Below are 15,842 nucleotides of genomic sequence, written 5' to 3'. Positions count from 1 at the left end.
TCTATGCTTTAACTTCTGCTCTACCAATACTGTTATAATAAAAACCTAAATCAATCATTTTGTGTAAATCGTAAAGGTTTCTACCGTCAAAAATAACTTTAGCTTTTAGTTTATCTTCAATTTGTTTAAAATCTGGATTTCTGAAAGCTTGCCATTCTGTAGCGATAATTAAAGCATCAGCACCTTCTAAAGCTTCATAGGCACTATCAGCAAAAGCTAAAATATCACCTTTCATTTTTTTAACATTTGGCATTCCTTCTGGGTCGTAAGCCACAATTTCTGCCCCTGCTTTTGTTAATTCATCAATAATATATAATGCTGGTGCTTCTCTAATATCGTCAGTTTCTGGTTTAAATGCTAAACCCCAAAGTGCAAACTTTTTACCTTTAACATCTCCACCGTAATATTTCATCATTTTCTCAACAATTTTTAATTTTTGCGTTTGGTTAACTTCCATTACCGCATCTAAAATTTTAAAATCGTAGTTGTATTCTTTTGAAGATAAAGCCAAGGCCTGTACATCTTTAGGGAAACAGCTTCCGCCATAACCAATACCTGGGAATAAAAATCTTTTACCAATACGGTCATCAGCACCAATACCTTTACGTACCATATCAACATCGGCACCAACCAGTTCGCAAAGGTTGGCAACTTCGTTCATGAAAGTAATTTTAGTTGCCAAAAAAGAGTTTGCTGCGTATTTGGTTAATTCAGAAGAACGCTCGTCCATAAAAATAACAGGATTTCCAGAACGTACATAAGGTGCATAAAGTTCTTCCATTAATTTTTTAGCTCTTTCACTTCTTGTACCCACAACCACACGGTCAGGCTTCATAAAGTCATCTACAGCTACACCCTCGCGTAAAAACTCGGGGTTAGAAACCACATCAACTTCAACTAAAGTATTGGCAACAAATGCAGCTTTAACTTTATCTGCTGTACCAACTGGTACGGTAGATTTTGTAACAATTACTTTATAATCTGTAACTAATTCAGCAATATCTTTAGCAGCACCTAATACATAGCTTAAATCTGCTTTTCCGTCTCCACCTGGAGGCGTTGGCAAGGCTAAAAAGATAATCTGAGCATCTTTAATTGCTTCAGCAAGATTGGTAGTAAATTTTAACCTACCTTGTTCTATATTTCTATGAAATAGAATGTCTAAACCTGGTTCATAAATGGGTAAAACCCCACTTTTCATTTTATTTACTTTTTCTTCAACAATATCAACACAAATAATGTTATTTCCAGTTTCAGCCAAACAAGTTCCGGTTACTAAACCCACATATCCCGTCCCAATTACTGCTATCATCATATTATATTACGGTATTTTATTAAATTTAATTAAACTTGACGAAGTTAATCATTCAAATTATTAAATGCTTGTTTTTTATAACATTGTAATTAAATCTTACTACTTCTTGGTAGTTTTTTTTTCTTTTTTTAACAAGAAGGCAAAACTTTGGCTTGTTGGCAGAAAAAATTGGCAACAAAAATTTGTTGTAAATCCTTCAACAACAAAAGTATGGTTTCATTTTGCTTCATTAGGCGAGTTTGAGCAAGGAAAGCCTTTGTTACAAGCTATTAAAACTCAACAACCTCAGAAACAAATCATCATCACCTTTTTTTCTCCATCAGGATACGAGATTCGTAAAAACTCTAATTTAGGAGATTATATTCTCTATTTACCGTTAGACACAAAGCAAAATGCCGAAGATTTTATAGCTCTTTTTAAACCCGAAATTGCATTTTTTAATAAGTACGAATACTGGTATCACTTTTATAAAACGTTAAATAAAAATAATATTCCTGTTTTTGTTACTTCTGCTATATTTAGACCTAAGCATATTTTTTTTAAATGGTATGGAGGCTTTAACCGAAAAATTTTAAGTTTTGTGACGCACTTTTTTATCCAAAATAAAGAATCAGCCGTTTTGTTAAACGGCATTGGTTTTAAAAACTATACCATTTGTGGCGATACCCGATTTGATAGTGTTTTAGATTTAGCAAAGAATAAAAAAGAATTTCCTTTAATTGAAGCATTTAAAGCTGAGCATAAATTGATTATTGCGGGCAGTACTTGGCCACAAGATGAAGAATTAATAGCGAACTACATTAAAAACCTTAATGGCGATTGGAAGATTATTTTTGCACCTCACGAAATTGGAGAAGATAAAATTCTGAATTTAGAAAAGCTTTTGGGAGATCAATCGGTCCGTTATTCTTCACTATTAAATAGTTCAGAAAACTTAAATTCTGCAATTAAATGTATAATTATTGATAATATAGGAATGCTCTCTTCTTTGTATAGTTATGGCGATATAGCATACATAGGTGGTGGTTTTGGCGTAGGAATACATAATACTTTAGAAGCCGCTGCTTGGGGTTTGCCAGTTGTATTTGGTAGTAACTTTCAAAAATTTCAGGAAGCTAAAGATTTAATTACTAATGGCGGAGGCTTTACTATTGCAAATCAACAAGAGCTAAACATAATTTTTGAGAAACTAATTAACCAGCCCAAATTTAGAATTGAAGCTGGATTAAAAGCTAAGAATTATGTTGCTGTAAATATTGGAGCTACTGAAGTTATAATGGAATATGTTTTTCCAGAAAATTAATTTCGGTAATCATAAAAAAGCCTTTTGAAATTAAATTTCAAAAGGCTTACAATGTTATAGAATTATTTATTTCGCCAACTCTACATACAAGCCAACATCACTAATTGCTTTAAGCGGATTGTCTCGCATGTTTTGCTCCACTATTAAAGTATATTTACCATTACCAGGAAATTTATAGCCATCCTTAAAAATCAATTGATAATTGTATAAATTACCAGAACCAGTACCTAACCATTTCCCATCTGCTTCTGCTAATTGAAACTCTTGGCGTAAAGGAATATCTTTCTTATTTGGGCCAATAATGTGAAATCTCAACCAAATATTTGCGTACTTATAATCTGAGGTATGTCTAAAATTAACATAAATATTATAAGCTTTAGTACTGTCCGTAACAGTTACTGAAGCTTTTATAGGGTTTATGTAAGACCAAGTTTCTTTTGGTATTTTTTCAAAACTATCTACTACAACATTATCTGTATTACAAGCTTGTAATACAGATAATGTTAGGCCTAAAAAGAAAATTCGCTTAAAAAAATGCATTAATCTTGATCGGGTTTTTTATTGTTATTTCTTCTGTTTTTATTTCTGTTGTTCTTTTTTGGTCTGTTTTCAGGTGTGCTTGCAACTCCATCTAACGTCTTTATTTTAGGTTCGGCGGTAGTGTTTTGTGGTTTTGACTCAGTTGTTACTGTGCTTTTTTCAGGTCTGGTATTTTTGTTTCTGTTTTTATTACGGGTATTGTTTTTATTTTTTCGGGCTTTTTCGTCTAAACGGGTTAAGCTGTCTTGCCCAACTACATTTTCATAATCAAAAGATTTTTCTGCCACTTTAAGCTCTTCCGTTATCAATGCAAGGTCTCTCAGGTCTTCAGGTTTCTCACCTTTTTTATTCATCTCCTGAATTTCTTTCACTCTATCAACTTCAACCGGAATCCAAGTGTTATCTTCTCCAAAATAACTAAACCACATAATTTGTTTAAAAATATCTGTTTTTTGTAAACGAGCTTCTCCTTTTTCTGTTTTTAAACGATCAGCATGATTAGGGATAGTTTTTAAAGCATCCATGTAAGTATCTAGCTCATAATTTAAACAGCACTTTAACTTACCGCATTGTCCGGCTAATTTTAAAGTGTTTAATGATAAATTTTGGTACCTAGCTGCTGATGTTGAAACGGTTTTGAAATCAGTTAACCAGGTGCTACAACAAAGCTCTCGACCGCAAGAGCCAATTCCTCCTAAACGACTAGCTTCTTGGCGCATACCAATTTGACGCATTTCTATACGTACCCTAAAAGATTCTGCTAATTTTTTTATCAATTCCCTAAAATCAACCCTGCCTTCTGCAGTATAATAAAAAGTCGCTTTAGACCTGTCTCCTTGGTATTCTACATCAGAAAGTTTCATTGCTAAACCTAATTCTAAAGCTATGGTTCTAGCTTTATGCATGGTTTCAGATTCTTTTTCTTTCGCATTTTTCCATTTATCTACATCTTGTGTTGTTGCTTTTCTGTAAATTTTTAATGGTGCTTTTTCTTCTGTAACGCGTTTACGTTTCATCTGCATCCTTACCAACTCGCCAGTAAGGGTAACATGTCCTATGTCATATCCACCAGTAGTAGTTTCAACTGCCACTAATTCTCCAGCTTCTAAATATATATTTTCGTCGTTACGGTAAAAGTCTTTTCTTGCTCCTTTAAATCTAATTTCAACATAAGGAAAAGGTTTAAAATTTGAAGGTAAATCCATATCAGATAACCAATCGTAAACATCTAATTTGCTGCAACCGCCGTCTGTTAAACAAGAGCCGTTACTTTTGCAGCCACCAGGGGTACACCCGCCCGATGAACAACTTCCACATCCCATAATTTATAATATAATTGAGTCCGCCGTGTGGCGGAGCGTATTAAACTTTAAAATTTTAACTAATATCAAAGATACATCTAAAAATAATATTTTAGGATTTGCATTTCTTTCGATATGATAATGTGCTTTTTCAAGCTCGTTTGCAATGGCTTGAGCTTTTGCCAAACTCAAAACCTGCGAAAATTTACTAATAAATTCTAACTCTTTTTCTGGTATATGAATTAAGCCCGGAGCTTCTGCCATAAATAAAGTGCATTCTCGCATTAAATTAATACCGTAACGCAAAAAGTTTTTCTGGTTTTCACGTCCCATTTTAGCTAAATCTCCTTCTGTATAGGTTACAATTTGTAAACCGTTATTTCCCCAACAAGCTCTTAACCAATTTAAAAAAATATCATGGTAATCATTTTCTTGGTGGGTTAATAAATGTAACGCGGTTTGTAAACTTCCATTGCTTAAATAAGCTACCTGTTTAGCTTTAGTTTGTTCAATGTTTTTATGATTAAATAAATAATCTTCAATTTCTTGAGTTTTAAGTTTGGGTATTTTCACCAGTTGGGTTCTGGATATAATGGTATTTAGTATTTGTTCTTGATTTTGCGCTACCAGTAAAAAAAGTGTTTTTTGCGATGGTTCTTCAATTACCTTTAGTAATGCGTTTCCTTCTTTTTCAAGATATTCTGGCAGCCAAAGTATCAAGACTTTATACTCAGATTCGAAGGGTTTTAAACTTAGTTTACTAATGATGCTATGTGCTTCGGCAATATTAATATTTGCTTGTTTATTATCAGCACTGAGTTGCTCCCGCCATTCATCTAAACCTAAATAAGGGTTCGCTAAAAATGCCTTACGCCATTCTTCAATAAAAGTAAGTGCTGTATCTTCTTTATGTTTAGCAAAAAACGGGTACGAGAAATGTAAATCGGGGTGAACCAATTTGTTGTATTTACGACAAGATGAACATAGCCCACAAGAATCTTTTTCTTCTTTGTTTTCGCAACTAATATATTGCGCATAAGCCAATGCCAAAACTAAACTTCCAGAACCTTCCGGACCTAAAAATAGCTGTGCATGACTAATACGTTCATCTTTAACTGTTTGTATGAGATGTTTTTTTACCGCTTCTTGCCCTACAATGTCTTTAAATTGCATGTTTGCAAAATAAGAAAATTTGTTGTTTTAGTGCGTGGCTATTTTTTAAGTTGGTTAATTTTCAGGAATGAATTAAAGGAAATTAATTTGGGCGTTTTTTCCGCCAGCAGATAACACTAAATCTTTTGGCTGTCATCCTGAGCGGAGTCGAAGGAAAAACCAAAAGGATGTCGCTTCAATCATTAACGCAAAAATAAAGCAGGGTCCTCGAAAAGAGAGACCCTGCTTGGACAAAAAAACAAAGTAGGATTCTCGAAAAGAGATGCCCTACTTGGATATCAGTTTTTTAAAGAATTATTTTTCTTAAATCCCTTTCACAAACTCAGCCATAGCTAAACCAGGGTTTGTACTACGCATAAAGTTTTCTCCAATTAAAAAACCATTAAAACCATGAGATTTTAATAATTTGATAGTTCCTGTATCACTTATTGCACTTTCAGAAATTTTTAAAAATTCTGACGGAATCACTTCTGACAAACTTATAGAGGTTTCAATACTAACAGAAAAATCTTTCAAATTTCTGTTATTAACGCCAACTACATCTAAATATGGGTTTAAACTTCTGTCTAATTCTTCGCGGTTGTGTACTTCCAAAAGTGTGCTTAATCCTAAAGATTTAGCCAGTTTTGCAAAGCTTAAAATTTCATCTGGAGTTAGGCAAGCTGCAATTAGTAAAACAATATCAGCACCAATGGCTTTGGCCTCCACAATCTGATATTCATCTACCATAAAATCTTTGCGTAAAATTGGAATGTCATTTACTTTACGGGCAGCAATTACATCGTCCTCATGCCCCATAAAAAAATCATGATCTGTTAAAACAGATAGGGCAGAAGCACCTGCTTTTGCATAACCTGTGGTTACTTCTTCAACCGTAACTTTGTCGTTTATAATTCCTTTTGAAGGCGATTTCCTTTTAAACTCAGCAATTATCCCCGATTTATTTGGATCGGTTAAAAAGCTTTTTAAGCTATAAGTATCTCTTTTAAATGCAGGGAAAAACTCTAATGCTTTAATAGAGGTTTTAGCTTTTGCTGATGCTACTTCTTCTTTTTTACGGGCAACTATTTTATCTAGGATGTTCATCTTTTTTGAGGTTGAGGGTATAAGGTTAAGGGTTTAAGGTATTTTAAAATGGCAAAAGGTTATGCGCTCTATATACGCCTTAAACCTTCTACCCTAAACCTTTTACCTAATTTTCCAGCCAATTAGCAATCATTTCTTTACCATATTCGGTTAATACCGATTCTGGGTGAAATTGTACGCCACGCACATCTAAACTACGGTGACGCAAAGCCATCATCACTCCTTTTTCATCTGTTGCAGTAATCAATAATTCATCTGGTAAGTTTTCTGACTTTACCGCCCAAGAGTGGTATCTGCCAATTTTGAAACCATTTTCTAAACCTTTAAATATTACTTCCTCAGCATCTGTAATTACAATATTGGTTGCTGTGCCATGTACAGGTTTTTCTAAATTATAAAGCTCGCCACCAAAAACTTCGGCAATAGCTTGCTGACCTAAACAAACCCCTAATATGCTTTTTGTGGGAGAATAGGTTTTAATCACTTCTAATAATAAACCTGCTTCTGAAGGTATTCCTGGCCCTGGTGAAAGTAAAATTTTATCAAAAGCATTTACATCTTCTAATTTGAATTTATCATTTCTCCAAACTTCTGCCTCGTGACCTAATTCATTTAATAAGTGAACCAAATTGTAGGTAAAAGAATCGTAATTATCTATAACTAATATTTTCATTTTGTTTTATGGTTTAAAGGTCGATGGTGTAAGGTTTAAGGCCTTATTATATTATCAACCTAAATATTTTATCCATTTTTTGAGAGGGATAGTTTTAAACGAATGCAATTCCCTTACACCCTAAACCCTATGCCTCTCACCTTCTTAAATTCAAATTTCCTCTGCTTGTTTCAGAGCGTTTCTTAAAGCTGCTATTTTATGGTTTACTTCATTTAATTCCGATACCGGGTCAGAATCTGCAACAATACCAGCGCCTGCTTGATAATGCAATTTATTGGCTTTGCTTAAAAAAGAACGAATCATAATGGCATGGTTAAAATCGCCATTGAAACCCATAAAACCTATGGCACCACTGTAAAAACTACGCTTAGTTTTTTCATATTGGTCTATCAATTCCATTGCTCTGTATTTAGGCGCACCACTTAAAGTACCAGCCGGAAAAGTATCAGCAACAATTTTAAATGGGTTTACACCCGGTTTTAGCTGGCCACTAACTTTTGATACCAAATGGATTAAATGCGAGTAAAATTGTACTTCTTTGTAAGCTTCAACTTTTACTTGGGTACAATGACGGCTTAAATCGTTGCGGGCCAAATCAACCAACATCACATGTTCTGCCGATTCTTTTGGGTCGTTTTCTAATTCTTCGGCAATAATCTTATCCTGGGCATCATTACCAGAACGTTTAAAAGTTCCGGCAATTGGATAAATGGACGCAACGCCTTTTTTGATAGTTAATTGTGCTTCGGGCGAAGACCCAAATATTTTAAAGCTTCCGTAATCAAAATAAAATAAATATGGCGATGGATTTATAGAACGTAAAGCTCTGTAAACATTAAATTCATCACCTAAAAAAGAGGTTTGGAAAGCTCTGGAAGGCACAATCTGAAAAACATCTCCACGAAAAATATGCTTTTTCATTTTTTCTACCAAGGTAATAAACTCCTCATCTTTTAGGTTTGAAGTCTCTTCGCCTTGTAGGCTAAATTTATACTCCGGAAAATTTTTATTCTGAATAAGGTGTTGAATTTTCTCTAAACCATTTTCGTCTTTTTCAAACTCTGTTTCGTTTTTAACGATGTAGAGTTCATTTTTAAAATGGTCAATAGCTATAATATAACGGTAAATATGGTACTGAAAAGTGGGGATTTCTCTTTCGTTATTTTCCTGTTTCTTAAGTTTTATATCTTCAAAATATTCAACCGCTTCATGTGTAAAGTAACCAAATAATCCATCAGTAATAAACTTTAGACTGGTATCGGCATTGCTTTCAAAGTTTTTTCTAAAGTTATAAACCTCATCTGTAAGGTTAAAAGTATTTGCAGCTAAAACTTCTTTAGTATCATTAGGGTAGCTTTTGGTTAAGTTGCCTTTATTTAAAGTTATACCAGCAACTGGGTCGCAACATACATAGCTCATGCTGTTTTCACGACTATGGTAATCAGAACTTTCTAATAATAAACTATTAGGAAAAACGTCTCTTAAGCGCAAATAAATGCTTACAGGTGTCGTGGTATCTGCTAATAATTTTTTATAGGTTACATTTAGTTTAAAACTACTCATGTTATTATTTTTTACAAATCTAAGTCAAAAAAAAACCCGACGGGTTAGCGTCGGGGTCTCGTATTTGTTTAGGTTTGGGTTAAATTCTCTTTAAATTATACAAATAGACTTGCCGAAGCTTGGTTTTTACCTTGCCACCACCACTTAGTTGTATTGATATTGTTACTCATTGCGTCGCAAAAATATAAAGAAAATCGACTTTTAAAAATTTAATGTGATTTTTTCTTAAAATATGTATTTACATATTAAACCAAGGATTTCTATCCTTCATGGTAAATATGGCTAATAACACTACAACAATAGCAATGGTATAAAAAATGTAAATGGCTTTGTGTTTAGCTTTTGCATCTACTGCTTTTTTAGATTTTGAATAACCAATAGTTATCAAAATGGTTGCTAAAATCATCATACTAATGTGTTCCACATTCCAATATCTAAATGTAGGTTCGCTCATTCTCGAAAAATCTACATTAGGGCTAATAAAGTATAATACCAAACCTAATAATAATTGAATATGCGTACTAATTAAGGCAAACAAATTTACTTTTTTATTTGCCGGAGTGTATGGTTTGCTGCCAGCTGCAAACGCTTGAAAAATTGATAATAAAACCAGTATTAAGACTACGTATCTTAAAATTGAGTGAAGGTGTAATAAGCCTGTGTACATAATGTTTGTTTTTTAGCAAATATAGCAAACGCTTTACATAGGTTGTAATGATGTGTTACACATTTTTTTGTTTTATAAACAAAAAAGAGGCTGCCTAAATAATAGACAACCTCTTTCACCCACAAAACTCAAACTTATCTTGCGTCTAAGAATATAGACTCAGGTAAGGTTGTTACTGTAGCGGAAGTAGTTGGGGCTACATTTCCGTTATCAGTTAATTTAAAAACTAATATTTTTTTGTTTGCTTTTTCTGCTACGTAAATTAACTTTTTGCCTGCTCTTGCGTCAAAAGTAATATCTACTGGATTTCCCATCATGGTATTTGAACCAAAAATTGTTCTGTTTGCAGTTACCGCAGCATTAGCTGTAAATTTAGCCATTGCACCTTCAATAATATAAATACCACCATCTGCATTAAAAGCAGGAATAGCTAATGGAGAAGCTGTTGCTGCACCAATTTCTGTAACTAATAATAGATCAGAAGCTGCATCGTAAACTAAACCATGTAATCTTGTTGCTGCTGGTATCGTAATTTTATTGCTTGGTGTTACTGTACCTGTTGCAATAGAGTTTACATTTTTAAATAATTGGATTTCTTTTCTGTCTAAATCAATTAAAACCATTAAGCTACCGTTTGCAAAATCTAATCCCCATGGTTGGCCGTCTAAAGTAAAAACTTTGTTAGCAGTAACGCTTCCAGTTAAAGCTGGAGCATTTGCATAAACAAATATTTTGCTATCGGTATTACTAGCAACGTAAAGGGTTTTATTGGCAGCATCATAAGCAGCATCTCTACCACTTGTTAAAGTTGCATCAACAAAAGAACCTGTTACCGTTACTTCTCCAGTGCTAGAAACCGTGAATTTTTTAATTGTTTTATCTTGTCTGCTTACTTGAAATCCTACATTACTTGCAGCGTCGTAAACTACTCCATTTCCGTCTGGAGCACTTGTGTTAACTTGCATAGGTGAAGGTAACGTAGCTCCGTCTGCTGGACTATAAACTGATAAATTAGGATTTGTTAAATCTGCGTTAGATACAAAAAGGCGTGAAACCGGATTTGCAATTGGATCTGTGTCGTTCTTTTTACAAGCCGTAAAAATTAATGCTGATAACAAAGTAGCACCTAGTGCTTTTTTGATATAATTTGTTGTGTTTTTTTTCATGATTTTGAGTTTTCTTAAGTTTTTGTATTATTTATTTGAGTTAATTGATAGCATTTACGAAGTATCAAAAGATTTAGATTTTTGTATGAACAAAAAATTTACACAAGCGCCTGTATAAATTGTTGTAATCTGCTTTTAATTAGAAGTTAATCGCTTTTGTCAACAAAAACTTAATCTACTAATTAACAATAAATTGTATCTTTAATTACATTAACATCGTACAGCTTAAAAACAAGTCACAACAACTACTAAATAAAAAACAATGAAAAATCTCAAGCTTTTTACCTTATTAATTGCAGCAGCACTTGCCTTTAACTCCTGTAAAAAAGACCCTACAAAAAATGCAGTATTACCTGCTGCTACCCAAGAAGGAAAAAATACCGTAGGTTTTATACTTAACAATGAAGTTTGGGTGCCTTATGCAAAATGCGGTTTATGGTTAAGTAAAGCCTGTAAGAAAATGGCTGTAAGTTATGGAGGCACAAATTCTAGAAATGTATATAATCAGGTTGATGAAGGTGGTTTATACTTATATTTTGGGAGAGAAGTAGATAAGGTAAACAAAAAATCGTTTTTAAGTATCTCAACGTTCGGAAGCACAATTACTTCTACAGGAGATAAGATAGATTCGATAGATGTATTTTTCTCAGGCGATAAAATAAATGAAGCCAGCAATAGCTATGTAAGAATTCTAAAAGGAAGCAAATTTATCATCTCAAAATTGGATACCGATAAAGAAATTATTTCTGGAGAGTTTGAATTTATACTTTCTGAAAATCAAAATGGTACAGGCAAACAAATTATTCTAAAAAACGGGCGTTTTGATTTAAAAATGAATGTTTGTTTGTGTGATTAAAATTAAACAAAACTGTTTATTACCATATTAAAAATACCCCTATCTAGCGCAAGTCTTATGAGCGTTGGAAAAAAGGAAGTGGGTGACTTGTGCTTTAGACATACATTGTATAAAGAATAGATTGATAGATGAGTACAAAATATAAATTCAATAATAATACAGGGATTTACTTTGTAAGTTTTGCAGTAGTAGGTTGGATAGATGTTTTTACAAGACAAGTTTATAGAGATCTATTTTTAGAAAGTCTAGTTTATTGCAGAAAAGAAAAACGTTTAAATATACATGCTTGGGTGTTAATGAGTAACCATGTTCATCTAATAATCAGTAGCAGAACAGAAGGAAAATTGGCAGATGTGATGCGGGATTTAAAAAAATACACATCATATAAAATATTAAAGGAAATAAGGGAAAGTAAGAATGAAAGCAGAAAAGAATGGATGATGTACTTATTTGCAAAAGCTGGTAAGGAAAACAGCAACAATACAAATTACCAGTTTTGGAGACAGGACAACCATCCTATAGAATTAGATGCACATAGCGATATGTTTGCCCAAAGATTAAATTATATACATAATAATCCGATTGAAGCAGGAATAGTTGAGAAAGCAGAAGATTATTTATACAGTAGTGCAAGGGATTATCAGGAAGGTAACGGATTAATAGAAATAGATGTACTGCAATAATATTTATAAGCACAAGTCAGGCTTTGGCTCAAGCAAGCCCGCTAAGACTTGCGCTAGAGTAGGAGTTTGAATTTATACTTTCTGAAAATCAAAATGGTACAGGTAAACAAATTATTCTAAAAAACGGCCGTTTTGATTTAAAAATGAATGCCTGTTTGTGTGATTCAAAATAAAACATTGAGCAATACTTAACCATTAAAGGGCCTGTATAAATTGTTGTAATCTACTTTTAATTAGAAGTTTATTATTTTTATTAACAAAAACTTAATCTACTAATTCACAATAAATTGTATCTTTAATTCTTCTTCTATCGTATCATCTATAAAACAAAATATTATGAAAAAACAAAAACACTTAAAACTTCAAAACTTATGCTTTTGGCTTTTAGCCTTGAGCTTCCTGCTTTTTACAGGTATGCATTGTAAAAAAACAACAGAAACAACAAAAGAAGATGTTTTACCAGCAGAAACTCAAACAGGCAAAGGAACTTTTGGCTGTTTAGTAAATGGGGAGGTTTGGCTACCGAAGTCAAGCTCTTTATCTGCGCCAGCGTTAAGCACAACCATTCAATTTGATATTTTAAATTTAAAAATTGGAAGAGATAATGAAAATATAGTGATTGGGGTACGGAATTTAGCGCAAACTGGCACCTACGAATTAATTATGGAGAATAGTGCTGAATACTCTGTTTCTGGAGACATTTATAAGAGTTATAGTGGAGTCATAATTATAAAAACCTACAATAAACAATTGAATATTATATCTGGAGTCTTAAATTTCAAGGCAAAAAATAAAAATGGAATTGAAGTTGTAATAACAGATGGAAGATTTGATGTTAAATATACTAACTAAAAATAAGTTACCTTAAAATTTGAAACTATGAAGAAAATTTTACTCTTACCTTTTTTGATAATTACTAGCTATTTGTTTGCTCAAGATACCCCAAATGATTTTGCACAACGGATCCAATATATTTTCCAACATGTGGATGCTAGCCATGTAAATACGGGATTATTAATGGATTGTGGTAGTGAATTTGTGAACATGGATAATTACACAGGATTAACAAGTGTACATGATAGTAATTATGTGAACATGAATACATGGCGTAGTGTTTACGCATCACTTTATACCGCCAAATTTAACAATAACATTAACTTAACCGACTTCCCTACTTTTAACGCCACCTTAAAAGCAGCTATTTCTAATGTGTTACCAATTCCATTTACAGTTCTTAATTATAATTATCAAGTTTTAGGAGATGATGCGCTTACCGCCAATTTAATGTATGCCGTTAACGAGCAATTATATGATGTAACTAATAGAACACAAAGCCCTTACCTTACTAAAACCGCTTTTGCCATAGCCGCCGGAATGGATTATATTAAAGCAATTAATGGTTATGCAAGCTTTACTTTTAAAAGCAGCTTAACGTTTGGCAATACAGGTAAAACCATTAGCACTTTGAAAATAGATTTGGGTGATGGTCAAGGTTGGCGAACTGTACAAATGGATATACCGTTTAACACGCAATATAACAGCACTGGCTATAAAATTTTTAATTATGAAGTTACTTACACTGATAATAGTATATACCAAGGGCATAGCAGGGTTTATGTTGAATATGAACAAGAAATCTTTACTCCTGGCGGTGGTGATAATAGGTCTTACCCGAATAACGGTTTAGACACTGTTATTACTTCAAATACTTCTATGGGTATTAAAGCCGCCACACTTCAGATAAGATTAAGCGATACTAACACCAGTAATACCATTCAAAAACCTTTAATTGTAGTAGAAGGAATTGATTTTTGGAGAATAACAACACCTAATAATCCAAATGCAAACTTTAATGTAGATCGTTTTTTGAATAACAGTTTAAATACTAATTTATTTCTTACTGGTAACCTAAGAGATTCTTTGGATTTATTAAGTTATGACATCATTTTTATTGATTTTGAAGATGCTGCTGATTTTTTAGAAAATAACAGTGCTTTAACACAAGCTGCTATTACTTGGGTAAACAATAATAAAACTACAACTACTCAAAATGTTGTGATGGGTTTGAGTATGGGGGCGGTAATTGCTCGCCATGCATTGCGAACGATGGAAATTAATAACATTACACATGATACCAGGCTGTACTTAAGTATGGATGGTCCTCATCAAGGAGCTAACTTCCCTGTAAGCTTACAGGCATTGATTAAACACCTTAACAATGCAGAGTTCTCTTTATTTTGGGGTGCGCTACCGCTTTTTAAATTTAAAGATGCATTTGAAGGTTTGGATATTGGAAAAGCAGTATTGGATGCGCCAGCAACTAAACAATTATTAACTTATTATATTGGTAGCGGAAATAATCTGCCTATAAATAATTCTGCTCATAACTCATTTTATAGTTCTTACAGCTCACTGGGCAGCCCAACATTATGTAGAAATATCGCCATCAGTAACGGTTCAGAATGCGGTACTGGGCAAGGATATGCTCCTTTAACTACTATTTTTTCTCAAACTTCAAGTACATCAATACCTTATGTTTTTGATGCTGCTTCATCCTGGATTCAGGTAATTGGTGGTTTATTTAGCAATAAACCTTTAATAGGGTTATATGCCCCCTTGGCTATTATATCAACAAAGTCAAGTTTTGAAATAGAATTTAATGCAAAAGCACTACCTGACCATACCACAGATAGAATTTACAAGGGAAGGGTTGGTATAAAAAGAAAAGTACTGGGCTTATTTAATGTTTATGCAAATATTACCAATAGAAGTGTTAATGCACAATCCTACATGTTACCACTAGATTCTGCCCCCGGAGGAAGAGCAAGTTTTTCTAATGCTTCATCTCTAGGCATTCCTACAGATTTTGCTACATTGGTACAAGTTGGCGGGTTCGGTTATATCCCAACAGTGAGTGCGTTAGATATTGGTTCAGGAAACACAACCATTGGCACACCGCAATTATATGCAGCATATAGTATTAATAATCCGCCTGCAAGTCCATACAATACTTCTTTTTCTAGTTTTGTTACAGCAGTTGGAAATACGAATAGTGGAGGTAACAATAATGAAGACCATGTTACATTTACTCCCAGAAATGGTGGTTTTTTATTAAAAGAATTGCAAGGAAATACAAATACACCTAGTAATTGTGCAATATTCTGTAATCCATCAAATTTAATCCAAGGCCCAGCCCAATTCTGTAATTCATCAGAAACCTATACTATCCCCAATTTACCAGCAGGTGCAACAGTAAATTGGAATGTTAGCCTTGGTAGTGGTTTAGTGAATTTAACTACATCTGGTAATAGCGCAACATTAACAAAAGCAGGGAATGGCAATGTGCAATTAAGCGCAACAGTTGGTGGTATTTGTGGAAATTTCAATTTACCCTAAAGAACCATTAATGTTGGTGCTCCCTCTTTAGGTATGCCAAGCTTTACAAACTCGGATAATCAAAGTCCATATTGGTGTTCTAATAATAGTAGTGGCAACTCATTTACAATAGAAACTAAT

General features: G+C 33.3%; 14 protein-coding genes. 5 read left to right on the top strand and 9 right to left on the bottom strand.

The window, feature by feature from the left end; all coding sequences use genetic code 11:
* Position 1 precedes the first annotated feature (1 nt).
* Positions 2 to 1,315, bottom strand: a complete 1,314-nt coding sequence (locus tag ACFSSE_RS07675; RefSeq protein ID WP_379043211.1) for a UDP-glucose dehydrogenase family protein — start codon at positions 1,313 to 1,315, stop codon at positions 2 to 4.
* A gap of 64 nt (positions 1,316 to 1,379) precedes the next feature.
* Here ACFSSE_RS07675 and ACFSSE_RS07670 point away from each other — a divergent pair, with 64 nt between their 5' ends.
* Positions 1,380 to 2,618, top strand: coding sequence for a 3-deoxy-D-manno-octulosonic acid transferase (locus ACFSSE_RS07670; RefSeq protein WP_379043208.1), 1,239 nt, complete (start codon positions 1,380 to 1,382; stop codon positions 2,616 to 2,618).
* A gap of 66 nt (positions 2,619 to 2,684) precedes the next feature.
* On the opposite strand, the gene ACFSSE_RS07665 is transcribed toward ACFSSE_RS07670, so the two are convergent.
* The 8 genes from ACFSSE_RS07665 to ACFSSE_RS07630 all read right to left on the bottom strand — a co-directional run bounded on the left by ACFSSE_RS07665 (position 2,685) and on the right by ACFSSE_RS07630 (position 10,787).
* Positions 2,685 to 3,158, bottom strand: coding sequence for a gliding motility lipoprotein GldH (locus ACFSSE_RS07665; protein WP_379043205.1), 474 nt, complete (start codon positions 3,156 to 3,158; stop codon positions 2,685 to 2,687).
* On the bottom strand, positions 3,158 to 4,480 hold the full coding sequence (locus tag ACFSSE_RS07660) for a PSP1 domain-containing protein (RefSeq protein WP_379043202.1): 1,323 nt from the start codon (positions 4,478 to 4,480) through the stop codon (positions 3,158 to 3,160). The genes ACFSSE_RS07665 and ACFSSE_RS07660 overlap by 1 nt, the downstream gene beginning before the upstream one ends.
* Before the next feature lie 3 nt (positions 4,481 to 4,483).
* Entirely contained in the window at positions 4,484 to 5,632 is a 1,149-nt protein-coding gene (locus tag ACFSSE_RS07655; protein ID WP_379043199.1) for a DNA polymerase III subunit, read from the bottom strand.
* Positions 5,633 to 5,935: 303 nt separating this feature from the next.
* Positions 5,936 to 6,718 carry an indole-3-glycerol phosphate synthase TrpC gene (gene trpC, locus ACFSSE_RS07650; protein ID WP_379043196.1) on the bottom strand — a complete coding sequence of 261 codons (783 nt, stop codon included), beginning with the start codon at positions 6,716 to 6,718 and terminating at the stop codon, positions 5,936 to 5,938.
* Positions 6,719 to 6,824: 106 nt separating this feature from the next.
* A complete protein-coding gene (locus ACFSSE_RS07645; RefSeq protein WP_379043193.1) occupies positions 6,825 to 7,391 on the bottom strand; it encodes an anthranilate synthase component II in 567 nt (188 codons plus the stop codon).
* 150 nt (positions 7,392 to 7,541) lie between these two features.
* Positions 7,542 to 8,954, bottom strand: coding sequence for an anthranilate synthase component I family protein (locus ACFSSE_RS07640; RefSeq protein ID WP_379043190.1), 1,413 nt, complete (start codon positions 8,952 to 8,954; stop codon positions 7,542 to 7,544).
* Between the two features lie 238 nt (positions 8,955 to 9,192).
* A complete protein-coding gene (locus tag ACFSSE_RS07635) occupies positions 9,193 to 9,621 on the bottom strand; it encodes a cytochrome B (RefSeq protein ID WP_379043187.1) in 429 nt (142 codons plus the stop codon).
* Between the two features lie 134 nt (positions 9,622 to 9,755).
* Positions 9,756 to 10,787: a YncE family protein gene (locus tag ACFSSE_RS07630; protein WP_379043184.1), complete on the bottom strand. Its 1,032-nt coding sequence runs from the start codon at positions 10,785 to 10,787 to the stop codon at positions 9,756 to 9,758.
* A 262-nt stretch (positions 10,788 to 11,049) separates the two neighbouring features.
* Here ACFSSE_RS07630 and ACFSSE_RS07625 point away from each other — a divergent pair, with 262 nt between their 5' ends.
* From ACFSSE_RS07625 to ACFSSE_RS07610, 4 genes are all read left to right on the top strand, one after another.
* Positions 11,050 to 11,643 carry a hypothetical protein gene (locus ACFSSE_RS07625; RefSeq protein WP_379043181.1) on the top strand — a complete coding sequence of 198 codons (594 nt, stop codon included), beginning with the start codon at positions 11,050 to 11,052 and terminating at the stop codon, positions 11,641 to 11,643.
* A 128-nt stretch (positions 11,644 to 11,771) separates the two neighbouring features.
* Positions 11,772 to 12,326: an REP-associated tyrosine transposase gene (locus ACFSSE_RS07620; protein WP_379043179.1), complete on the top strand. Its 555-nt coding sequence runs from the start codon at positions 11,772 to 11,774 to the stop codon at positions 12,324 to 12,326.
* Between the two features lie 336 nt (positions 12,327 to 12,662).
* A complete protein-coding gene (locus ACFSSE_RS07615) occupies positions 12,663 to 13,178 on the top strand; it encodes a DUF6252 family protein (RefSeq protein WP_379043177.1) in 516 nt (171 codons plus the stop codon).
* A 27-nt stretch (positions 13,179 to 13,205) separates the two neighbouring features.
* Positions 13,206 to 15,722 (top strand): hypothetical protein, encoded by a 2,517-nt coding sequence (locus ACFSSE_RS07610; protein WP_379043174.1) that lies wholly within the window; start codon positions 13,206 to 13,208, stop codon positions 15,720 to 15,722.
* The last annotated feature ends 120 nt before the right edge of the window (positions 15,723 to 15,842 follow it).

This window comes from Pedobacter alpinus, assembly GCF_042684645.1.
In the GTDB taxonomy this organism is placed as follows: Bacteria; Bacteroidota; Bacteroidia; order Sphingobacteriales; family Sphingobacteriaceae; genus Pseudopedobacter; species Pseudopedobacter alpinus.
The sequence above is the reverse complement of the archived record's forward strand: the minus strand, read 5'-3'. Positions and strand labels throughout refer to the sequence as shown.